The following is a 23,968-nucleotide window of genomic DNA, read 5'->3' as shown; positions in this document are numbered from 1 at the left end:
AATCAATAGCTATAGCTATCTATTAGCCCATTGAATACGATAGCTTTTTTCTAAAACCTGATAATTTATCAACCATACGCCATACATGTTCCTCATTAATATTACTATTAGGCTTGCTGCAATTCCTCATGTAATCCATAAGAACATTTTCCATATTGATTTGAATTAACGATGATTTTGTCAATTGTTGCATATGCCATGTAGGAAACTTTCTTTCTTTTATATCGGTACTTATCTGAACATTTAACACCTCATGTCTAGCATCATTTTTTATGTTATTGATAAGTCTATTTATAGCACCCTTCTCTCCTTCTATATATTGTAAAAAGTATTTTTTTTCAAAATATAAATACCCAGTTATTTCATGTTCTTCATTACAATTTGATGCAAATTCTGCTAATTGATGTAGTGTCACTGGGGTAAAATCTTCGATTGCTTTACTAACATATACAATTCCTTTCATTATTTTTTTATTTTAAGTTGGTTAAACAAGTTTACCTAAAGTTAGTTGTTTTATTTTCAAATACATAGAAAAACAAACTAAGAATAATTAAAAAACAATAATGCGTATACATTTTAATATAGACAGAAATGAAGTTCTGTTTTTTTTATTAAATAAATAAACTATATCGTGGTAAACTTATGAAGTATTCGATTGAAACGAATCTTTACTATTCGAAGTATTAAAATCGCACTTAGTGAATGAATTCTTTTATAAAAGGAGAAACAGGAGTTTTTTTTTAGTTTAACTAAAGTTTGTGTTTGATATATCTATTTGATCACTCCTGTTTCCTTTGCTGTAAAGATAAAAAATATGTTCTCTAGTACCATACAGAAATACCTCAATTAAATAGTCTTTTTCCTGTAATGTAAATGATCTATATTTTATTGTTTTTGCATTGATCATTCCAAAATAGAAAGTGGCACAATACAACAATGGTATAGCTAAACCTTAAATAAATAAGAACTATCCCTTCTTTTTTCTATTAAAAATAATCACGCCTACAATAACAATAGCACCTCCCAAAATTATATAACCATTCGGGAATTCTCTGATCCATCCTATTGCAATAAGTACTGATATAACTGGAATCAAGTATAAAAAACTAGTCGCATACTGTACTTTCATTTTTGAAAGCACGTAGGTCCAGACAAGGTATCCAATTGCTCCAGGGAATACCCCAAGATACAACAGAGACATATTAGACTCAAAACTAGCTTTTAAAAGCATATTCATATTACCAATCAAAAATGGCAGCATAGTAAATGTACCTAACCATATGGACCAACATATTAAACTAAAAGAAGAATATTTTTCTAGTAATGGTTTTTGAAGTATAAAGAATATACTTTGAGAGAATGCTGCTATAACAACAAATAAAACACCTTTATTAAACACTACATCAACATGCTCTCCAAATGTGATAATCACAATACCTGTAAAACTAATCATCATACCCATAACCCTTTTGGTGTTTATTTTTTCTTTTAGAAAAATTATGGATAAAATGAATGTTATCATAGGTACGGTATTGATAATAAAACTAGTTGCTCCTGCACTTACCGTTTGTTCCCCATAATTAAGTGTTACATTATATATCGCAATCCCAATAAAACCAATCATAAAAAATCGAAATAAATCTCTCTTTTGAGGGAATTGAACTTTAATAAATACTGCTATTACTAATAATACTATAGAAGCTATAATATATCTATATACAGATAAAGCATATGGAGAATAATCGATCAAAGCAACCTTAATCGCAATAAAAGATGATGCCCATAATAATAAAGTAATGACCAAACATAAATAAATAAAAAATCGCTGTCTCATATCAGAAATATATAAGAAACAAACGTATTACCTCTTTTCAAAAATACACCTCTGCAGATGATGAATTAATCTAATTTTCTGATGAAATATTTTCAGTAATAGAAATTTATTTTTACCATAACTTTGTCTATATGGAAATCAAATACTTCAGGCTCATAAAGACTATTGTTGATCAAGGTAACATTGTCAACTCGTCAAAAAAACTATTTTTAACCCAATCTGCGTTAAGTCATCAACTCAAAGGCCTAGAAGAATTACTTGGTTTTAAAGTTTTTTATAGAACCCGAGGGAATTGGAAACTAACAGAGCAAGGTATTGAGTTTTATAATTTATCATCAAAGGTTCTAAAAACAATTGATGAAGGATTTATAGATATTCAAAAAATAGCATCTGGATCCAAAGGGCATATTAGGATTACTCCCGAGTGTTTTTCTTTCTACCAAGGGATTCCAGGTTTTATTCAAAAAATGGGAATTTTATATCCCGAAATAAAAATAGACCTTATTGTAGAAGCTACCTCAACACCAATTCCTAGATTACATACTAATGAAATAGACATTGCCATTGTAACCAAACGACCATTTGACGATTCGCTAAAAAGTATTCCCATTTTTGACGATGAAATATTTGCTATAATGCATAAAGAAAATAAATGTAGTGCGTATCCATATATCGAACCTACTCACTTTTTAGAAAACCACCTAATCATACATTCATATCCTTTGGAAACTGTTTCGGTATATACCCATTATTTAAAACCAAATAATATCATTCCTAAAAAAATATCAGCCATTCCTCTCACAGAAGTTGCTCTTGAAATGGTTTGTGCAAATATGGGAATTATGACAATGCCAAAATGGGCATTAAAATCTTTTAAGTTATCAGAAGAAATCACTCTTAAAAAAATTGGAAATCAAGGATTAAAACGCACGCATTATTTAGTAATACGTAAAACAGATGAGTCTAAGAAATATATTAATGATTTCATTTCTAATTTCAAAGAAAACTCAATCACATCCTAATAAGTAATATTTAAAAATTACAGTCAAAAAATGATTAAATCTTACATTTTATACACAACAACTTCTTTTCTACCATTGCATATCTTAAAATAAATTATAATCCTCTCCCCTTTTACAGCAATTTATTTTAAATTGTCTCTTCCATTTTTAATAGACTCAGGCTTAACAAAATTAACTCTCGCACAATGAAATACACATATACACTACTTTTTTTACTTATCAGTACTACAATTTTTGCTCAAGACACGTATTTACAATGCGGCAAACTTATTGACACCAAAAAAGGAAAGGTTCTTACCCAAAAAACAATCGTAGTTTCAAGAAACAAAATCGTAAAAATAGAAAACGGTTATACTACAGGTAAAAAAGAAGATATAGTAATAGATCTCAAGAACAAAACAATATTACCTGGATTAATTGACATGCACGTGCATCTTGAGATGGAAACTAACCCTAAAGCATATTTACAAAAATACACTGATAGCGAAGCAGATATTGCTTTCAAATCAGTTAACTATGCAAACAAAACACTCATGGCTGGTTTTACCACCGTAAGAGATCTCGGTGGGAGTGGTGTAAATATTTCATTAAAAAAAGCTATCAGCCAAGGTAAAATTAAAGGCCCTAGAATATTTACTGCTGGCAAAGCACTCGCTACAACTGGAGGCCATGCAGATCCAACCAACGGAAATAAAAGGTCATTAATTGGAGACCCTGGTCCAAAAGACGGAGTAGTAAATAGTATAGAAGATGCAAAAAAAGCAGTTAGACAACGCTATAAAAATGGGGCTGATCTTATCAAAATCACCGCAACAGGAGGAGTATTAAGTGTAGCAAAAAGTAGCTCTAATCCACAATTTACTATAGAAGAAATCAAAGCTATCTGCCAAACTGCCAAAGATTATGGATTTCATGTTGCAGCCCATGCACATGGAGATGAGGGAATGCAACGTGCAATCTTAGGAGGTGTAAAAACAATAGAACACGGCACATTGATGAGTAATAAAACAATGGATTTGATGAAGCAATATGACGCCTATTTAGTTCCTACTATTACCGCAGGAAAAGAAGTATCTCAAAAAGCTAAAATTGATGGATATTATCCAGAAATTATTGTTCCAAAAGCATTAGAAATAGGTCCAAAAATTCAAAATACTTTCAAGCAAGCATATGATCACGGGGTGGGAATCGCTTTTGGAACTGATGCTGGAGTATATAAACATGGACAGAATGGAAAAGAATTTGGTTTTATGGTCGAAGCAGGAATGCCAGCTATGGCTGTCCTACAAAGCGCTACCACTACCAATGCAGAAATCCTTAACATGAATGATCAGATTGGACAAATATCTCCTGGTTTTTTGGCTGATATCGTTGCTGTAAATGATGACCCAACACAAAAGATTGATACAATGGAAAATATAGTTTTTGTAATGAAAGATGGAAAAATCTATAAGCAATAGGAAAAATCGAATTAGTATACCTTTACAAAAAATACTGGTAACATATATAATAAACTACCTCGAGGTAAATCCACGAAGTGTTTGTTTGAAAACGAACCTTTAGTTCCAAAGCAAGCTTTAAGTATTAAAATATCACTTAGTGAGTAAAAGTGTTATCAATACACACAAATTGAAAAAAAATAGAATCTTAAAATGTGTATAAAAACAAAAAATAACCAATCAAGGTATTCAGGGGAATACAAACACCTGTTTAAGGCCTAATATAAGTCTATTTTATTTCATTATTTTACATCAAATAACAACTATTTATTTGTCTAGTATATAATAAAAAAATCACTCTCTAGTAGTACTAATCAACAAGACTTTATTGATGATAAAAAAAATAACACTTATAACAGCCGTCTCCTTAATTTTTAATCTAGCAACTTGTCAAACAACAGAAGAAAAAGAAAATCAACTAGAAGCTGAATTAAAGCTAGAAATTACTGACACCAAAAATTCTATCAAAACGACCTCTCTTATATATGATGAGATTCCCAAAAGCTTAAATTTTAGAGGAACAGTCGTAGAATCTTTGAAATGGAAAGATGCATTGGGAGAAAATATTTTGATCTTTACCCTAAGTGGTTCTTTTGACTGGAAAGAATACTACAAATCAGGATCCCAAAAATACGATATCCAAGATAAATCAGAGCTATATGTATACTTGTTTCAAAAACGTTCTAATCAAAATCAATTTCAGATGAAATGGAGAATGTATGATTACACCAAGTGTTTTGGTGTTGACATGTACACTGGTTTCATAAAAAAAGCAGCAACAATTACAGATTTAGATAAAGATGGGATTTCTGAAGTCTCTATCCCATACGTGTTGATATGTAGAGGAGGAATGGATCCTGGAACGATGAAAATAATAATGTATGAAGATGATACCAAATATGCTTTGAGAGGAGAAACAGCTATTTGCAAACAAAAAGAAGTAATGTATGGTGGGACATATAAAGCAAGTGAATCTTTAAAAACAAATCGTATTTTTAATGAATATTTAGAAAAAAGATGGGAGATGCACAAATGTGAGAAGCTAAATTAATATACTACTTATTTTATAAATTTGAAAAGCGACTACAACAATTATATAATGAGTACTAAAAATTAGGGTTAATCACACTAAAATAAACAGTGCTCTCTAGTATTAATTCATAAAAAAACGATCACACAAATCGATACAGTATAATATGAACAACCTACTTCAATTAAGTGATATTATTGCAGCCAAAAAACGTATAGGTACATTGGTAAATGACACTCCAATTATTGGATCTTCTTTATTAAACAAATGGTTAGGCCATGAGATTTATTTTAAAGCAGAAGGGCTTCAAAAAATTGGGGCTTTCAAAGCACGCGGAGCGTGTAATACAATCGCATGGCTTATAGAAAACAACCAAAAACCTAAACATATTGTTGCAAACAGTTCAGGAAATCATGCACAAGCAGTAGCATGGGCTGCAAAAATGTTTGGAATACCCACTACTATTTATATGCCTTCATACTCCTCAAAAATAAAAATACAAGCAACCTCTTCATATGGAGCCAAAGTGATTCTTTGTGAATCTCGCATTATAGCAGATCAACAAGTACAGCAGTCAGCAAAAGAAGAAGGCACCTATTGGATTCCTCCATTCAATCATGAACAAGTTATTTCTGGACAAGGAACAGTAGCATATGATGCGCTACAAGAAATTGGTAAAGTAGATGCTGTATTTGCTCCTTGTGGAGGGGGTGGTCTGTTATCTGGTTCATATGTTGCCACCAAAGGAATATCTCCTACTACACAAGTTATCGGAGCAGAACCTCTTAACGCCAATGATGCGGCTAATTCTATCAGAACAAATATTATACAACGATTGAAAACGGTACCAAATACACTCGCAGATGGGGCTATGACATTATCTGTAGGAAGAATAACCTTTGAATATCTAAAAAAACTCGATGAGTTTTATGAAATCAAAGAGACAGATATGATTTATTGGACACAATGGTTAACTCACCTATTAAAATTAAGAATAGAACCTACAAGTGCTCTATCTATGGAAGCCGCAAAGCAATGGATGAAAAAACAATCCAGTAAGAAAAAAATACTAATCATCCTATCTGGAAGCAATATCGATCAACCTACAAATTTAAAAATTTGGGAAAATGATTTCCTATCCGAGATACCAAGTCTGCTATAAAATAAACTACCTCGGTAAGTCCACGAAGTATTCGTTTAAAACAAACTTTTAATTTCGAAGCAAGCTTCAGAACTTTAAAATCTCACTTAGTGAGCAAAATGATTCTAAATAAACAATGAAACAAAAAACATTTCTATCAATTTTAGTTATAATAATAGTACAATCAATACATGCGCAATCTTTAAAAAATATCTTATGGAATAGTGTTAATCCTTGTTATTCTGAATTGACGTACGATTTAGAAGAAAATGAAAAAATAATGGATGGAGAAGTCATTGATGACTCCAAAAATGGATATCTTAAGGTATCAGGAACTTTTCCTACCTGCGGCTGTAATTGCACCAGTACCGCAGGAGCATATAAACAAAAGAATGCAACATATACTGTATTGACTACAGAAGAATGGGGTTGCTCTTGGAAGAAAAAACTATCTTCTAACAAACCATTACAGCAAATTTTACCAAAAGAATTGATGATCAAATCTTTTATTCCTAGTTATGATTTTAAAAAATACAATCAAAAATATGCTATTTTCTATTTACAGATTGATATCCCCAAGATAGGTACAGATACAAATGCTTCGTTACAACTTATACCCTATGGTGTAAATTATGAAGCTAATAATATACTTACTTACTCTTATACAGAAAATGATAAAACCTCAGATAATAGTATTGTAATACAACAAATCGCAAATACTATAGAAGACAAACAAACATTACAATATATCTTGAATAAACAATATGAAAAAATTACTGACAAAGACAAAATTTTGATTACTAATACGATTAATCAGGACAACGACTTTTTAAAATCGGTTACTTATCTAAATAAACTCATAACTCAAGCACATACTATTTATACCATATATCAATTAGTAAAATATGACACTATCACCCTTGGTTGGGATAGAAACAAAAGCAAGTTCTATATCAAAGAAAAGGTAGCACGTTCTTCAACCATTAGTTTTAATGAGTTTATTTTGACAAAACTAACATGGTGGCAAGCTCTATGTTAACAATTTATAAAAAGTAAGATATTAGATATGAGTCGCAAAAGAAAAATACTTTTATTAATCATCTTTTTGATTTCTGGATCGGTTATTATGTCTAATTATTCTATTGAAAAATTCTCAAAAGGAAAAACTTCTTATCATATTGACAAAGTCAAAAAACATAAAGTAGGACTTGTTTTGGGTACTTCAAAAACACTTAAAAATGGTAGAAGGAATTTATATTTTCAATATAGAATAAAGGCAGCAGTAGCACTATTCAAAGCAAAAAAAATACAATATATACTTGTAAGTGGAGATCACGGAACAAAAACCTACAATGAGCCCGCTGATTTTAAAGAAGAGTTAATAAAAAACGGCATTCCCAAAAATAAGATTTATCTAGATTACGCAGGATTTAGAACATTAGATTCTGTAATTAGAGCAAAAGAAGTTTTTGGACAAACAAGGATTGTTATTATCTCTCAAGAATTTCATAATAAAAGAGCTATTTATCTTGCAGAAAAAAATGGAATTCAAGCTTTTGGGTTTAATGCTAAAAGTGTAAATGGAAGAAACGGAATCAGAACTAACCTAAGAGAATACTTTGCCAGAACCAAAGTCTTTTTAGATATTATATTTGGTGTACAACCAAAATACCTCGGAAAAAAAATAGAAATTATCTAATACCATTTCCAACTTAAATTTACTCAATAAAACTGCGCCTTTTTGTCTAATATTTCAAAATAAAACACGACCGTAGCCCTGCTATGCTTGAATTTTCTTTTTTATCTAAGTCAAAAATCCATCATTTTTCTTATGAGTAAATTTAAATCAGAACTGGTATAACAGCAAATTAATTGTATTTCTTACTTGAACTTACCTTGTAAAATTACATCTTATCAATTAGTGTTTTTATTATAAAAAAATCTCCTATACTTTATAAAATATAGGAGATTAGATATTATATATAACAGCGATTTATATGGAAGCAGAAATGGTTTCCATAGATCGATCTACTTTTTTCACCAATCCAGATAATACTTTACCTGGACCAACTTCTGTAAACGATGTTGCTCCATCCTTGATCATATTTTGTATACTTTGAGTCCATTTTACAGGAGCTGTAAGTTGCGCTATAAGATTCTCCTTGATCGCAGAAGGGTCTGTAACTGCATTGGTTGTTACATTTTGATATACTGCACATTTAGGTATATTGAATGTCGTTCCTTCTATTGCAGCAGCTAACTCCTCACGGGCAGGCTCCATCAATGGAGAATGAAATGCTCCTCCTACAGGTAACACCAATGCTCTTCTAGCTCCTTTCTCTTTCATCAACTCACATGCTTTATTAATCGCCTCTATTTCTCCTGAGATGACCAACTGTCCTGGGCAGTTGTAATTTGCCGCAACTACAACTCCATCTATTGCCTCGCAACCTTGTTCTACTATCTCATCTTCAAGTCCTAAAACAGCAGCCATTGTAGATGGTTTTAATTCACATGCTTTTTGCATTGCTATAGCTCGCTTAGACACCAAACGCAAAGCGTCTTCAAAATTCAGTGTCTTATTAGCTACCAAGGCAGAAAATTCTCCTAAAGAATGCCCTGCAACCATATCTGGTGCAAAACTATCACCTAATACTTTACTCAGAATTACTGAGTGCAAAAAGATTGCTGGTTGAGTTACTTTAGTTTGTTTTAGTTCATCTGCTGTACCTTCAAACATGATTTTGGTAATCTCAAAGCCCAAAATATCATTAGCTTTATGAAAAAGCTCTTTTGCTATTTCTGAATTTTCGTATAAATCAAGGCCCATTCCTGAAAATTGAGCTCCTTGACCGGGAAATACATATGCGTTCATATGATACTGTGTATTTAAAATTTTGGCAAAAATAAGGATTATATTTACAATGTAACTTGTAATCAGTTTCGTTTTGACATATATAGCAATAACCATACCTCTCAGAAAACAATAATATTACACTTTAGATATATGACTTTACAATTGTTTTTACTTGATTGTAATAGGAATCTCCAAAAAGATTAAGATGAACCAATAGGTAATACAACTGCCACAGTGATAATCGATTTTCCCATCCATCTATAAACGGAAAAATTTCATCATACACATCAAACAATTGAGAATCAAAACCACCAAAAAGATGCATCATAGCAATATCCATTTCTCTAGGCGCATAAGATACTGCAGGATCAATAAGGCAAGGAGTTCCTTTCTTATCAATCATAAAATTGCCACTCCACAAATCACCATGAATTAAACTTGGTTGCTCTTTTGGGATTTCATCTTCAATATTTTTATAAAAAGCATTTAATTCTGAAAACACGTATCCTTTTTGTTCTGCTAATTCAAACTGAGGTTGTAATCGTTGTGTTGTATAAAATTTATATGGAGAATCACATAACTGATTTTTCTGAAATAGACTTCCTATATAATTATCATTTTCAAACCCAAAACAAGATTGTTTCTGTTGATGTAAAAGTGCCAATTTCTCTCCAAATGTTTTCCAAAAATTGTCATTCTTATTCCCAGACTCTATATACGTCAACATTAAAAAAGCTATTTCTTCAAAATTATCACAATGAATAATTTTTGGTATAGTAAACGTACTTAATTGTTCTAAAAAGTACAATCCTTTTGCTTCTTTCTTAAACATATCAGGGTATCTAGAAGCACTATTGAGCTTTACAACAACTTTTTGATTACTTGTTTGTAATACATACACTTCATTGATATCTCCTCCATATAATTGAGTAGAAGATATTATTTTTTCAGAAATCAACTCTTCAAAATAAGAGAGTAATCTTGAGGAATACATTATTTCCTTTTATACGTAAGATATGTAAAGGGATGTTTATGTTTTTCATCAATATCATGAAATTCTTCTTTTTCCAGTTTCCAGGTTTTGGTATCAATTTCAGGAAAAAAGGCATCTGCATCAAAAGATTCATGTATCCTTGTTAGCTCAATACAATCAGTATATTCTAATCCCAAAGAATAAATTTCTCCTCCGCCTATTATAAAAGGCTGTTCATCTGCTTTGGCTATGTCTAACGCATCCTTGATCGTATGTACAACTATGGTTCCTTCTGCCTGATATGTTTTATCACGAGTAATTACTACATGTACTCTATTGGGTAATAATTTGGGAAAAGATTCAAAAGTTTTACGTCCCATAATAATATGGTGCCCTGTAGTCATCTTTTTGAAACGTTTAAAATCATCTGGCAAATGCCAAACCAAATCATTGTCTTTACCTAAAGCATTGTTTTCTCCTGCTGCTGCAATCATAGTTACCATACGTTTCGATTTAATTGGTTCGGTAGCAACTCTAGTCGTTTTCTCTTTAATAAATTCTTCCTTCTTTTTTAGTAATTCTTCTTTAGGGTACATCAAATCCACATCTTTCTGAAGCAATGCTATTTCTTTTTTCTGTTTGATAATCAATTGTTCCATTTGTCTATCTACCCAGGCTTGTCCCATAAACTTACTAAACAACCATACATTACAGAAGTGCAATACAAATAGAAAAGCCCAACATAAGATAGCAATGATATACCAATTTGACCCAAAGAATGTAATCTCTTTTCCGTAGCCAAATACAATATTAAGAATTGCAAAAAAAACAGCGCCTACTATAAAAAGTATAAAATGCTGAAATAACCTTTTCTTTTGAATAATTCGTTTACGTGCATGCTCATAAAGCTCACGTTGCTGTGGATCAATTTGTGGTGTTTCTTTCTTTTTTGAAAACATATTAATGCTAACTTAGTATCGGCAAGTAAAGATATAGCTTTTACTAAAAATCACTAAAATTACTTATGAAGAATTTAAGAAAAGAATTTCCTGTTTTATCACATCATACCTATCTCAATACTGCCTATTCTGGATTACTACACACTTCTCTTTTAGATTTTAGAAAAAGACATGACTTAGATTTCTATAATAAAGGCGGCGTATTTAGAGAAAGACAACAAGACGACTTGAGTAATGTGCGCAAAACAATTTCTTCTTTCTTTGGTAATTCTGATACTGATGTTATTTTAATCCCTAATTTTTCTCTAGGTTTAAAAATTCTCTTAGACGGCCTTGACAAAAACAAAAAAGTACTTTTACTTGATGGTGATTACCCTTCTATCAATACCGCAGTTATAGGCAAAGGTTTTGAGGTTTGCTATGCTAGCATAAATGCAACCTTGGAACAAAATATAGAGAAAGCTGTAAAAAAACACCTTCCTGATGTTTTTATATGTAGTATCGTACAATATATCAGTGGCATTGCGATAGATCTAGATTTTATAAAGACATTAAAAACTAAATATCCTGATATGCTTATCATTGCAGATGGCACTCAATTTTGTGGCACTAAAGTTTTTGATTTTAAGAATTCTGGAATTGATATCCTTGGAGGTAGTGGTTACAAATGGCTATTGAGTGGTTATGGTAATGGTTTTTTTCTTTTTAATCACGGAATACTAGATCAGATCACCCCTTTATCCTATATCAATATGGCTGCAAAAGCAGACCAAAACCCTTCATACACAACTTTACAAGCTAGGTTTGAATGCGGTCATCTAGATACATTGAACTTTCGGAGTTTACAACATTCTTTGGATTTCATTTCTATAATAGGAGTTGCAACTATTGAAAACCATCTCTATGAATTATGTGAATATGCAACAAAAGAACTGACCAAACTACATCTATTGGATAGTACTGTAATAAAACGACCAAAACACAGTTCTATTTTAAATCTAAAAGGTGATCACCAATTACATCAGTATCTCAAAGAGCATAATATTACTACTTCTCTAAGAGGACAAGGTATCCGAATTAGTTTTCATTTTTATAATACCATTGATGATATAGAAAAATTACTTACTGCCCTACATCGTTATTGTTAATAATTCACCTTCAAACACTCATTAAAATACTGAAAATCTGACACTTCTATCTTTTTGTTTTTAATCTTTTTATAGTAACTTAGTTTCTAAGTTATTAACCAAAATTTTAAATAACACACACAATTATGGCAATTACTAAACAATACTTAAAATCTAAACCAGTCTGTAAAGTTACTTTTATTGTTCCAGCAAAAAAAGCTAATAAAGTGAGTGTAGCAGGCGAATTCAACGAATGGAATACTGAAGCTACGGTTCTTAAAAAGTTAAAAAATGGAAACTTTAAAGGAACTATAGACCTTCCCAAAGACAATAAATTCGAATTCAAATATGTAGTAGATGGTGAATGGACTAATGAAATAGAAGCTGATGGTTATCAATGGAATGAATTTGCTTCTGCAGATAATAGCTTACTTGTATTATAAGTACTTTTATCAAACAATAATCAGCTTAATTATTTATTCTCTTCTGGTTTTTTGAATGGTTTTGACATGTTTTTTTGTGAAAAATAACTCTGTAAACCGAGAAAGGTAATTCTTGGGTTAAATTTGCGTATAATTACCTCAAAACCATTCAAATCCAGAGTTTTTTTTATTAAATCACAGGATTTCAAAAAAATATAGTACCTATATAACCTTATCCAACAGCAGAGATATACCTCTCTTCTTCTCTTTACTTATTTTTCTTACTGAATACACTTAAACTTATTGCGGTCAAAACATAAACAACTGTCTATCATGCGATTATTTTTTAATCTAATATGTTAGATACATCAATAAAGTATCGTTTTTTATATTCTAAATTTGATAAATATTACACACAAAACACACTCAACTCATAAATGAATACTAAACATTTATGTTATTTATAACAATAGTGATGTATTGTCTTTCAATACATCACTATTAACCAATGAACCGTAATGCTTACAACTAAGGCTTATAAAAAGATTGATTTAAAAAATATTATTGGCAATACTCCTCTTGCTAAAATCATTTTTTTATTTAAAGGAAAAAAAAGAATCGTATACGCAAAGCTCGAAAATTTTAATATGACAGGTAGCATAAAAGATCGTGTTGCTTTACATATTATCAATAAGTCTTATGAGAACGGTGATTTACATCCTTATGATGAAATTGTTGAGGCAACGAGTGGAAACATGGGGATTTCTTTTGCTGCCATAGGAGCTGTATACAATCATCCTGTAACTATATATATGCCTAATTGGATGAGTAACGAACGAAAGCGGCTAATCAAAAGTTTTGGTGCATCTATTTTTCTAGTATCTCCAGAAGAGGGTGGTTTTCTTGGCAGTATTGAGTTTACAAAAAGACATCAACTCTCTAAGAAAAATGTTTTCTTACCCCGCCAGTTTGACAACTTTTACAATGTAGAAAGTCATTATATGACTACTGGACCAGAGATATACGATCAAATGAAAAATTTAGGGCTTACCATAGATGCATTTATAGCTGGTGTAGGCACTGGTGGAACAATAATGGGGGCTGGGGGCTTTTTGAAAGAAAAGTACAGTACTATAAAAATTCACCCTTTAGAACCTGCTAATTCTCCTACATTATCTACTGGTTACAAAATAGGAAAGCATCGTATACAAGGGATATCAGATGAATTTATTCCTTCTATTATCAAACTCGAAAAATTAGATTCGATTATTCAAGTTGATGATGGAGATGCAATTATAATCGCACAAAAACTATCAAACGAAATTGGTCTAGGAGTAGGTATCTCATCTGGCGCTAATTTTCTAGGTGCAATCATTGCTCAAGAAAAATTAGGGGTTGATGCCAATGTAGTAACTGTTTTCTCTGATTGTAATAAAAAATACCTAAGTACTGATCTATGCTGCACAGAGACAAAAAAAGATGATTTTATGTCATCAGATATACAATTAATAGGATTTGAAATTATTAGATAAAAATTACTTACTCCAATTATTTAAAACTTTACACAAATGAAAAAAATCAGTTTATTACTAGCCTTAGGGTTTATTATCGCACTAATAAGTTCGTGCGAAAAAGAATCCATACAAAAAGAAGAAAATTCACTTACTTCTGAAAAATCGTATTATTATAATCAAGAATATTTTCTGGTTGCCAATAGAGGCTCTTCTACAGTAAGCGTTTTTAATGGTAAAACCACCGATCTCATAACAGAAATAACTTTACCCGATGCAGGTGCACAACCTACTTATTTAGCTCATAGCAAAAGAAATAATGCAGTATATGTAGGTGATTTTGCGAATAAGAAAATCGTTTATTACGATGCAAATACTTTTAAAATGAAAGGGGAAATAGCTATCCAAGAGGGTGCTTTTCATATGTGGATCAATGAGCGCGCCAACCAATTATGGGTAAACAATATAGTTTCTAAAACAACTTCTGTAATCGACTTGAGATCTAATTCTCTTATTGATAACTTATCATTACCTACCAATGAGATTCCTGAATTAACTGAAAATGCTGTACAGCATGATGTTACTATTTCTCCAAGCGGATATGCTGCTTATGTCACCATATTAGATGGTCCTGATAAAAGCTATGTTGTAATGTATAACACCAGCACTCTAGAATACCTTAAACATGAAACTGTAGGAGGTGATGCACACATATTACCTGTAGGTTACAATTTATATGTTCCTGCACAAAATGATAACAAATTAACTGTATTCAACAGATTTAATTTGAACAAAAAGCAAGAAATCTCATACAATTCTACGCATGGAATTATTGCTAGTTACAGGCATGTATTTACTACAGGAATTGCAAATAAAAAAATAGGCGTAATCAATCGATATACTAATGAAGTTATCTCAGAAATCGACACTGATTATAACATCCCTCATAATCTAGCCGTAAATAAAAAAGGTACTATACTATTCTTAGCACATTCAGGAGCATCAGCAACAAAAGTTGTTTTCTATTCTGTGAATAACAATGGTTCTTTACAAAAAAAATCAGAATATGATTCTGGATTAAATCCATTTGGAGTACTATACTATTAATCACACTCTCAACATTAGTACTTACTCAAACTCCTAATCTATTTTTTTAATGATTAGGAGTTGTTTTATATATACTAAATGGGCATTTTAAACTCTCTTACACATAAAGTCGCTCATGAGTGAGTTGCATTTTTTTAGCCTTCTACAACCTCAACTCCTTTCCAGAAAGCTACATATCCTTTTATTTGTTTTGCTAGATCACTAGTCTCAGGATAATACCATGCTGCATCCACATTTTCTTTTCCATCCACCTGTATGGTATAATATGATGCCATTCCTTTCCAAGGGCAATTAGTATGTGTATCAGTAGTTGTAAAAAATTCTTTTTTAATTGTTTCAGGAGGAAAATAATGATTATTCTCTATAACTTTGGTATCATTACTTTCTGCAATTACCTGTCCGTTCCAAATTGCTTTCATAATTTTATTTTTTCATTAAGTATTAGGCTTTGGTAATCAAATAATCTTTGTAATAATTATTTTGATCAGAAAAAGATTTTACAATTTTCAAACCAGATTCTTTTGTCAACCATTTTACGATAGTATCATCGTATTTCTGAGATATCTCTGTATGAATACTCTCCCAGGCTTCAAAATGAACTTGCATTGATAGGTTATCAATATCTACAGTTTGCTTTTCTTTGCTTACCAAATAACTTTTAGCAGTTCCACTTTCGGGGTCATACGTCTCCCAATGCATAAATGTATCTATATCAAAATTTGCATTGAGTTCTTTATTAATTCGAGTTAGAATATTCTTATTAAAAGCTGCTGTTATTCCTGTTTTGTCGTTATAAGCATCCAAAACTTTCTGAGGGTGTTTCTTTTGATCAAATCCCATAAAAAGAAAATCACCAGAATGCATTACATTACACAGTTTTTTTAAAAACTGAATTGCTCTTGAGTGCAGTAAATTACCAATATTAGATCCCAATACCATAATTACTTTTTTGCGATTACTCATATGTTGTAGTCTATCTAAAACTTCAAAATATTCTCCTCGTTGTCCTTGTACAACAACTTCTGGCATTTCTTTTTTTAAGTTTTTCACCAGTCCGTCTATTGCATTTTGACTAATATCAATAGGGGTATAAGTAAAGTCAAAATGATTGTCTAGCAATTCATGCAACAACACTTTTGTTTTTTTACCATCTCCTGCCCCTAATTCAATCAGATCAAAACCTTCTTGGTTTTCATCAAATCTTTGAATAATATCAGATTTATGAGTTTTAAAAATTTCATACTCTGCTCTGGTGAGATAATATTCTGGTAATGCCATTATCTTCTGAAAAAGTTCATCTCCTATTTCATCATAGAAAAATTTAGAAGATAAATATTTAGGAAAAGCACTCAATCCTTCGCACACTTCTTTTTCAAAAGTAGAAGTTAAAACTTTTTGATTTTTACAATTCATGTAAACTAGATAGGTTATAGGTTTTTTGCCAATCTTACTCCTGTAAATTGCCATCTAAGATTAGGATGAAAAAAATTACGATATGTTGGTCTTATATGGTGTTGTGGTGTAGCAACGGATCCTCCTCTGAGAACTTTTTGATTCACCATAAATTTTCCGTTATACTCCCCCAATGCTCCAGGAGCTTTTTTGTAGTTAGGATAAGGAAGGTAAGCACTTTCTGTCCACTCCCACCTTACTCCCCAATTAAAGAAAGATTGGGCCACTTCCCACTCAAATTCTGTAGGTAAACGCTCTCCTCTCCACTCTGCAAAAGCAAAAGCTTCATAATATGAGATATGAGTTACTGGTGCATTATAGTTAACCTCTTTAAGTCCTTGTAAGGTATATTGATGATATTGCCCATCGATAGTATGCCAGTATAAAGGAGTTTTAATTTGGTATTGTTGTACCCAATCCCAAGCTTCGGCATGCCAAAGCAAGGTGTTTTTATATCCTCCATCTTCTATAAACTCCAAGTATTCTTTATTTGATATCAATCTGTTACTAATAGCATATTCTCTAAGAAAGACCTTATGCCTACCTAGTTCATTATCATAACAAAACTCATCACCGTCATATCCAATCTTATAAATCCCTTCTTCTACCAAACTATACCCAGAAACTTTATCTAGCTCAGGGTTTTCTGTAAATGTATCATTGTATTTGGGCAATAAAGGATTATTTCCTAAAATGAATTTTATATCTGTAAGTAATAATTCTTGGTGTTGTTTTTCATGATGAATCCCTATTTCTATCAATTCTCTGATTTTAGGGTCATCATTTTCTTCTAAAAAATTTTGAAGATGAGATGTGACATAATCTCTATATTCATAAACTTCACTAACTGTTGGTCGAGAAAGATTCCCTCGATTTGTACGTATGACTCGTTTCCCTACACTTTCATAATAGCTATTAAAAACATAATCATACTCGGGATGAAAACGCTCATATTCGATACTATATTTTGACAATATAAATTCTTCAAAAAACCAGGTCGTATGACCGAGATGCCATTTTGGTGGAGAGACATCTACAATAGGTTGCACAACATAATCTTCAACCTGTAACGGAGCGCAAATTTCTTCGGTATCTGAACGTGTTTCTAAAAAAGAGGTAAGTAAATTATCAGTAATTATCATAAAAAAGAGTATATACGGCTTACGCATACACTCAAATTTACTGATTTTTATTATTCTTTATCTTTGAACAAGGTTAATCCAATGTTAAAATTAGAAATACAGTATTATTTTATTGTGGTTTTCTAAATGTAATCGGAACGACATATGCAACAGCAATTGGCTTATTCCCCCATTTACCTGGTTGCATTTTTGGAATAGCTCTAATGATCCTGATAGCTTCTCTTTGTAAATATCTATGTGCTCCTGTAACTTCGATCACTTCTACTTTCCCTTTTTTATTGACTATAAACTCTATAGTTACTGTACCGCTTAACCCTTCATTTAATGCAACATCTGGATATTCAAAATTTTGAATGATGTGATTTCTTAGTTTTTGGTCAAAACACTCTACGGGGGTTTGTCTAGATCGATCACACTTTGGCCACATAGGGGTAATACCTTTTTCATTCGCATTTTCTTGCGATAGAATTATCCCATCTTGAGAAAAGGAAAGTGTTGAAATTAAAATTGTTAATAAAAGTAATGTTCTCTTCATAGTAGTTCATTTAAAATTTGGGTTTAAACTGCAACCTTTCCTTTTATATGAGGATGCGGATCGTAGTCTACTAACTTGAAATCATCAAAAACGAAGCCAAAAATATTTTTCACCTCAGGATTAAGAATTATTTTAGGTAACTTCTTAGGAGTTCTAGATAGCTGAAGCTCTAGTTGTTCTATATGATTATTGTATATATGAACGTCTCCAAAGGTATGTATAAACTCGCCTGCTTCATAGCCACAAACCTGTGCCACCATCATTGTAAACAATGCATAAGAAGCTATATTAAAAGGCACCCCTAAAAAAACATCTGCACTACGTTGATATAATTGACAAGACAACTTACCATCAGCGACATAAAACTGAAAAAATGCATGACAAGGGGGTAATGCTGCCTTACCATTTGCTACATTTTCAGAAAAAGACTTTGATGTGTCTGGCATTACACTCGGGTTCCAAGCAGAAACCAACATACGTCTGCTATCAGGATTATTTTTGAGTGTATCTATTATATCTTTAATTTGATCAATTTCATCGTTATTCCAGTTACGCCATTGGTGACCATATACAGGCCCCAAATCACCTTTATCATCTGCCCATTCATTCCAGATACGAACACCATTCTCTTGTAAATAGTCTATGTTTGTATCTCCTTTCAGAAACCATAATAATTCATGAACTATTGATTTCAGATGTAACTTTTTTGTTGTAACCATAGGGAAACCTTCACTAAGGTCAAAACGCATTTGGTATCCAAAAACACTTTTTGTACCTGTCCCAGTTCGATCTTCTTTTGCATTTCCATTTTCAATTACATGATGCACAAGATCCAAATATTGCTTCATTTTCTCTCTTTCAATTTTTATATTAACCTATATGTTTCCCAAATATACAAAAAATTGCATACGGGGTACTCTTTAATTTATTGATTAAAGGTTAGTTGTAAAATAGTTTTTAACAACAACGATATCGCAAGTAATTATCCTATGATCATTCCTGCAATTGTAGCAGATAAAAGAGAAGCAATAGTCCCTCCTATTAATGCCCTCATACCAAATTCTGACAGGGTTTTTCTTTGACCTGGAGCCAAAGAACCAATACCTCCTATTTGTATACCTATAGATGCAAAGTTTGCAAATCCACATAACATATACGTAGCCATAATTACAGATTTATTATATGTAAAATGCAATTCGTTGGCTGTATTTTTCAAATCTGCTAATTGAATATACCCTACAAATTCACTAGCTGCTAGCTTAATCCCCAACAACTGTCCCATTAACATCATATCTTCTTTAGCAACACCAATTAACCACATTAAAGGAGCAAATACAGTTCCAAGAATAGCTTCTAATGAGAATTTTTTGTACGGAGTATTAGCCGATAAAAAAAGATCTAAACCACTAACCTCTCCTAATTTACCTAATCCGTAATTGATCATTGCTATAAAGGCTATAAACACCAAAAGCATTGCTCCAACATTTGCAGCCAACTTAAGCCCTTCTGTAGTTCCATTAGCAATAGCGTCAAGAATATTTGACCCAATCTTATCTGTTGATACTTTTACATCTATATCAATTGGCTCTTCTTGTGGGTACAACAATTTTGAAATCACAATCGCTCCTGGCGCCGCCATCACAGATGCTGCCAATAAATGTTTTGCAAATTCTAATCTTAATACCGAATCTTCTCCTCCCAGAAAACCTATATAAGCAGCCAAAACTCCTCCAGCTACAGTTGCCATCCCTCCTATCATCACCAATAAGATTTCAGACCTTGTCATTCGTTCTAAATAAGCTTTGATCATTAAGGGTGCTTCTGTTTGGCCTAAAAATATATTACCAGCAACACTCAAGCTTTCTGCTCCAGAAATTCCCATCAATTTGGTCAACACCCAAGCCATTCCTTTTACTACAACCTGTATAACCCCCAAGTAGAACAATACCGAAGTCAATGCCGAAAAGAATATAATAGTAGGCAACACCTGAAATAGAAAAATAAAGCCAAAGCTGTCTACATTCATCATATCCCCCAATAGAAACTCACTTCCAGCTCTTGTAAAGTCAAGTATAAGAACAAATATTTTACCAACAAATTCGAATGTTTTTTGTACAAAACTTACTTTCAACACTCCAAAAGCCAATATTAATTGGGCTCCCAGACCGATTCCTACTGTTTTCCAATTAATTGCTTTTCTATTTGCACTTAGTAAATAGGCAATTATCAATAGTACAATCATTCCCAAAACACCTCTCCACAAACTATTGAATGAAAATCCTTGATTAGGAATAAGTTCTTTTACTTCTTTGACAGGAGGGGTTTGAATAGGCTGCTTCTCTGAAATAAAAGAAAAAACAGTTCCTTTTTTTGAAATTACCAAAGTAGAATCAGTGAATTTGGTAATTTTATATCGTATCATAGAATCCTGAGCCTTTTCTGCAAAGAGCAGGATAACATTATTCTGCTGAAGGTAATCTCCGTTTAACTTCTGTAAATCACCACTAAACGAATACGAAAACTGACCTTGATCTAATTCGAGATAATCCCCTTGTTTGACCCTAAAATTTTCTTCTGAGATTCCTTTAACATTTTCTAAAATCCATTTTTTCTCTATGGATTGTGCAGATAAAAAGGTAAAAGCAAAAAGTGAAAATAGAAAAGTAAGTACTACTTTTTTCATAAAAACTGAAATCATTTAAAAACACATTGAACCCCTACTAAACACCACACTTATATGAATTATCCTCTTTTGGAAATCTCATCTCGAATTCTAGCTGCCAATTCATAATCTTCATTAGAAACAGCTTGATCCAACATTCTATTAAGTTCTTCTGGAGATAAATCCTGATAACTGGTTTCTTTGCTTGAAACCTCAACATCATCAGACACTAACTCATCTACCAACAAACTTTCTGTATCAGTTTCATCATCTTTTTTAGGATTCACTTTAAGATATATCCCTGCTTGATCCAAGATGTTTTTATAAGTAAAGATAGGAGCTTGAAAGCGTAATGCTAATGCAATTGCATCACTTGTTCTAGCATCTATAATTTCTTCTATTTTGTCTCGTTCGCAAATAACACTGGAATAAAACACACCATCTACCAGTTTATGGATAATCACCTGTTTTACTACAATATCAAAACGATCTGCAAAATTTTTAAAAAGGTCATGGGTAAGCGGTCTGGGTGGCTTTATTTCTTTTTCTAAAGCAATTGCTATAGACTGTGCCTCAAAAGCACCTATTACAATAGGTAACTTTCTTTCTCCATCTACCTCACTCAAAATAAGGGCATATGCTCCATTTTGGGTCTGACTGTATGATATTCCTTTTATGTTCAGTCGAACTAAACTCATAGTGTTCTAAATAAAAAAAAGGCTGTTTGAACATGTGGACTTTTACATAAGTTCAAACAGCCCCTAATTTGGGCACAATTTATGAAAATTATGCGTTATTCGACTTAAATTCTTTTAATTTTTCAATAAGTTTTGGCACTACCTCAAAAGCATCGCCCACTATTCCATAGTCTGCGGCTTTAAAGAAAGGTGCTTCAGGATCATTATTAATTACCACTTTTACTTTACTAGCATTAATACCTGCCAAATGCTGGATTGCACCTGATACTCCGATTGCTATATATAGATTAGATGCCACTGGTTTTCCCGTTTGCCCTACGTGTTCTGCATGTGGTCTCCACCCTAAATCACTTACAGGTTTCGAACATGCCGTTGCTGCACCTAGCACTTCTGCAAGGTCCTCTACCATACCCCAATTTTCAGGGCCTTTTAATCCACGACCACCAGATACTACGATTTCTGCATCAGCAATAGAAACTTTATCTGTAGCTCTATCTATATTTGTTATCTCTATTCCAAAATCACTATCAGAAAGAGATGGTTCAAATGCTTCTGATGCTCCTGCTGCTGCATTTTCTTTAATTCCAAATGCATTATTAGAAAGCCCTACTACCTTTACATCTGTAGTTATTTCTGTAATATTAAATGCTTTATTAGAGAAAGCTGTTCTTTTTACTTTAAAAGGTGAACTCTCTTCTGGTAGTGCCACTACATTGGGTGCATATCCCGCATTAAGATGCACTGACAACAAAGGTGCTAAAAACTTACTATCTGCACTAGAACTTACGATAACCACTTTAGCTTGTTCTTTCTCTACTGCTTGTTTTATAACATCTGCATATGCTTTTGCATTAAAAGTGGACAATTTATCATTCTTAACTTCTAATACCTTATCTACTCCATACGCCCCTAATTCACTACTACTACCTCCATTAATACTTACAGCGGTTACTGTTGTACCCAGCATTGCAGCAACTTCTTTTGCATAAGATGCTACTTCCAAGGCTGCTTTTTTAAATTTTTCGCCTTCGCTTTCTGTATATACTAAAACTGACATAAAATTTTGTTTTAATGATTCCTTTATGTTTTTAAGGAATTCTTTGATTATTTTTTTTACTAGTTTAAGAAGATTCTGAAACTGATTCAGAATGATTTAGTTTTCACTAAATTACCTTAGCTTCATTATGCAATAGCTCAACTAACTGATCGATGTTATCAGGAGCCACTAATGTAACCTCTCCTTTTGGAGCTGGTTTTTGAAACTGAACGGCTTTTGTTTCCTGACCTGCTTCTACAGGATCTACTACTGTAAGTGGTTTTTTACGAGCCATCATAATCCCTCTCATATTAGGAATACGCAAATCGCTCTCCTCTACCAATCCTTTTTGCCCTCCTATAATCAAAGGCAACTTGGCAGTAGAAGTTTCTTTACCTCCATCTATTTCTCTTGTTACTGTTGCAGTATCACCATCTACTTCTAGACCGATACATGTATTTACAAAATTAGCGCCAGTAAGCCCTGCGATCATACCAGGAACCATACCACCGTTATAATCGATAGATTCTCTACCAGCAATTACAAGATCATATCCTCCATCCTGTACAACTTTTGTTAATTGTCTAGCTACATAAAAACCATCTGTAGCTTCTGTATTTACTCTTATAGCATTATCAGCACCAATTGCAAGAGCTTTTCGCAAGGTAGGCTCTGTCTCTGCTCCTCCTACATTTACAACATCTACAGATGCTCCTTGCTTTTCTTTAAACCACATTGCTCGTGTCAATCCAAATTCGTCGTTTGGATTAATTACAAATTGAACACCATTGGTGTCAAATTTGGTCTCACCATCCGTAAAATTAATTTTGGAAGTCGTGTCTGGCACGTGGCTAATACAAACTAATATCTTCATTTTATATATGTATTTTTTGAGAATTTAATAATAAAAGCGAATGTACAAATAAAAAGTCTAATTTACTATGCGTGCATAGTAAATTTT

General features: G+C 32.2%; 24 protein-coding genes. 10 read left to right on the top strand and 14 right to left on the bottom strand.

Annotation, left to right across the window (positions count from 1 at the left end; translation table 11 throughout):
- Positions 1 to 22 precede the first annotated feature (22 nt).
- Both DG508_RS19135 and DG508_RS19130 read right to left on the bottom strand, forming a co-directional pair.
- Positions 23 to 463, bottom strand: coding sequence for a BLUF domain-containing protein (locus DG508_RS19135; RefSeq protein WP_108869716.1), 441 nt, complete (start codon positions 461 to 463; stop codon positions 23 to 25).
- 504 nt (positions 464 to 967) lie between these two features.
- Entirely contained in the window at positions 968 to 1,834 is an 867-nt protein-coding gene (locus tag DG508_RS19130) for a DMT family transporter (protein ID WP_108869714.1), read from the bottom strand.
- A gap of 131 nt (positions 1,835 to 1,965) precedes the next feature.
- Between DG508_RS19130 and DG508_RS19125 the strand changes: the two genes are divergently transcribed.
- The 6 genes from DG508_RS19125 (at position 1,966) to DG508_RS19100 (ending at position 8,225) form a co-directional block, all read left to right on the top strand.
- On the top strand, positions 1,966 to 2,856 hold the full coding sequence (locus tag DG508_RS19125) for a LysR family transcriptional regulator (RefSeq protein ID WP_108869711.1): 891 nt from the start codon (positions 1,966 to 1,968) through the stop codon (positions 2,854 to 2,856).
- Between the two features lie 185 nt (positions 2,857 to 3,041).
- Entirely contained in the window at positions 3,042 to 4,316 is a 1,275-nt protein-coding gene (locus DG508_RS19120; protein WP_108869709.1) for a metal-dependent hydrolase family protein, read from the top strand.
- Positions 4,317 to 4,686: 370 nt separating this feature from the next.
- A complete protein-coding gene (locus DG508_RS19115; protein WP_108869707.1) occupies positions 4,687 to 5,406 on the top strand; it encodes a M949_RS01915 family surface polysaccharide biosynthesis protein in 720 nt (239 codons plus the stop codon).
- A gap of 145 nt (positions 5,407 to 5,551) precedes the next feature.
- Positions 5,552 to 6,547, top strand: a complete 996-nt coding sequence (locus DG508_RS19110; protein ID WP_103867375.1) for a serine/threonine dehydratase — start codon at positions 5,552 to 5,554, stop codon at positions 6,545 to 6,547.
- Between the two features lie 115 nt (positions 6,548 to 6,662).
- Positions 6,663 to 7,565, top strand: a complete 903-nt coding sequence (locus tag DG508_RS19105; RefSeq protein WP_108869705.1) for a hypothetical protein — start codon at positions 6,663 to 6,665, stop codon at positions 7,563 to 7,565.
- A 27-nt stretch (positions 7,566 to 7,592) separates the two neighbouring features.
- Complete coding sequence (locus DG508_RS19100; RefSeq protein WP_108869703.1) at positions 7,593 to 8,225, top strand: SanA/YdcF family protein; 633 nt, start codon at positions 7,593 to 7,595, stop codon at positions 8,223 to 8,225.
- Positions 8,226 to 8,519: 294 nt separating this feature from the next.
- On the opposite strand, the gene fabD is transcribed toward DG508_RS19100, so the two are convergent.
- The 3 genes from fabD to DG508_RS19085 all read right to left on the bottom strand — a co-directional run bounded on the left by fabD (position 8,520) and on the right by DG508_RS19085 (position 11,315).
- Entirely contained in the window at positions 8,520 to 9,401 is an 882-nt protein-coding gene (gene fabD, locus DG508_RS19095) for an ACP S-malonyltransferase (protein ID WP_103867379.1), read from the bottom strand.
- A 124-nt stretch (positions 9,402 to 9,525) separates the two neighbouring features.
- Positions 9,526 to 10,377 (bottom strand): fructosamine kinase family protein, encoded by an 852-nt coding sequence (locus DG508_RS19090; protein WP_108869701.1) that lies wholly within the window; start codon positions 10,375 to 10,377, stop codon positions 9,526 to 9,528.
- A complete protein-coding gene (locus tag DG508_RS19085; RefSeq protein WP_103865816.1) occupies positions 10,377 to 11,315 on the bottom strand; it encodes a dihydrofolate reductase in 939 nt (312 codons plus the stop codon). Before DG508_RS19085 ends, DG508_RS19090 begins: the two co-directional genes overlap by 1 nt.
- Before the next feature lie 65 nt (positions 11,316 to 11,380).
- Between DG508_RS19085 and DG508_RS19080 the strand changes: the two genes are divergently transcribed.
- The 4 genes from DG508_RS19080 (at position 11,381) to DG508_RS19065 (ending at position 15,482) form a co-directional block, all read left to right on the top strand.
- The gene (locus DG508_RS19080; protein WP_108869699.1) at positions 11,381 to 12,463 is read left to right on the top strand and encodes an aminotransferase class V-fold PLP-dependent enzyme; all 1,083 of its coding nucleotides are present in this window, start codon (positions 11,381 to 11,383) and stop codon (positions 12,461 to 12,463) included.
- 125 nt (positions 12,464 to 12,588) lie between these two features.
- Positions 12,589 to 12,885 carry an isoamylase early set domain-containing protein gene (locus tag DG508_RS19075; protein WP_103865818.1) on the top strand — a complete coding sequence of 99 codons (297 nt, stop codon included), beginning with the start codon at positions 12,589 to 12,591 and terminating at the stop codon, positions 12,883 to 12,885.
- A gap of 497 nt (positions 12,886 to 13,382) precedes the next feature.
- Complete coding sequence (locus DG508_RS19070; RefSeq protein ID WP_108869697.1) at positions 13,383 to 14,396, top strand: PLP-dependent cysteine synthase family protein; 1,014 nt, start codon at positions 13,383 to 13,385, stop codon at positions 14,394 to 14,396.
- A 36-nt stretch (positions 14,397 to 14,432) separates the two neighbouring features.
- Positions 14,433 to 15,482: a YncE family protein gene (locus DG508_RS19065; RefSeq protein WP_108869695.1), complete on the top strand. Its 1,050-nt coding sequence runs from the start codon at positions 14,433 to 14,435 to the stop codon at positions 15,480 to 15,482.
- A gap of 134 nt (positions 15,483 to 15,616) precedes the next feature.
- Here the strand turns inward: DG508_RS19065 and DG508_RS19060 are convergent, their stop codons facing one another.
- The 9 genes from DG508_RS19060 to DG508_RS19020 form a co-directional block, all read right to left on the bottom strand.
- Positions 15,617 to 15,901, bottom strand: a complete 285-nt coding sequence (locus DG508_RS19060) for a DUF427 domain-containing protein (protein WP_199912817.1) — start codon at positions 15,899 to 15,901, stop codon at positions 15,617 to 15,619.
- A 22-nt stretch (positions 15,902 to 15,923) separates the two neighbouring features.
- A complete protein-coding gene (locus tag DG508_RS19055; RefSeq protein ID WP_108869768.1) occupies positions 15,924 to 16,895 on the bottom strand; it encodes an L-histidine N(alpha)-methyltransferase in 972 nt (323 codons plus the stop codon).
- Positions 16,896 to 16,909: 14 nt separating this feature from the next.
- The gene (egtB, locus tag DG508_RS19050; RefSeq protein ID WP_108869691.1) at positions 16,910 to 18,076 is read right to left on the bottom strand and encodes an ergothioneine biosynthesis protein EgtB; all 1,167 of its coding nucleotides are present in this window, start codon (positions 18,074 to 18,076) and stop codon (positions 16,910 to 16,912) included.
- 109 nt (positions 18,077 to 18,185) lie between these two features.
- Positions 18,186 to 18,611, bottom strand: a complete 426-nt coding sequence (locus tag DG508_RS19045; RefSeq protein WP_108869689.1) for an energy transducer TonB — start codon at positions 18,609 to 18,611, stop codon at positions 18,186 to 18,188.
- Positions 18,612 to 18,634: 23 nt separating this feature from the next.
- A complete protein-coding gene (locus DG508_RS19040; RefSeq protein WP_108869687.1) occupies positions 18,635 to 19,459 on the bottom strand; it encodes a thymidylate synthase in 825 nt (274 codons plus the stop codon).
- A 134-nt stretch (positions 19,460 to 19,593) separates the two neighbouring features.
- Positions 19,594 to 21,294, bottom strand: coding sequence for a NupC/NupG family nucleoside CNT transporter (locus tag DG508_RS19035; protein WP_108869766.1), 1,701 nt, complete (start codon positions 21,292 to 21,294; stop codon positions 19,594 to 19,596).
- A 59-nt stretch (positions 21,295 to 21,353) separates the two neighbouring features.
- Positions 21,354 to 21,971 (bottom strand): bifunctional nuclease family protein, encoded by a 618-nt coding sequence (locus DG508_RS19030; RefSeq protein WP_108869685.1) that lies wholly within the window; start codon positions 21,969 to 21,971, stop codon positions 21,354 to 21,356.
- 88 nt (positions 21,972 to 22,059) lie between these two features.
- A complete protein-coding gene (locus tag DG508_RS19025; RefSeq protein WP_108869683.1) occupies positions 22,060 to 23,028 on the bottom strand; it encodes an electron transfer flavoprotein subunit alpha/FixB family protein in 969 nt (322 codons plus the stop codon).
- 106 nt (positions 23,029 to 23,134) lie between these two features.
- Positions 23,135 to 23,881, bottom strand: coding sequence for an electron transfer flavoprotein subunit beta/FixA family protein (locus tag DG508_RS19020; protein WP_108869681.1), 747 nt, complete (start codon positions 23,879 to 23,881; stop codon positions 23,135 to 23,137).
- Positions 23,882 to 23,968: the final 87 nt, after the last annotated feature.

It is taken from the genome of Aquimarina aquimarini (assembly GCF_900299535.1).
Lineage (GTDB): Bacteria > Bacteroidota > Bacteroidia > Flavobacteriales > Flavobacteriaceae > Aquimarina > Aquimarina aquimarini.
This window is presented reverse-complemented; position numbering and strand designations above follow the sequence as displayed.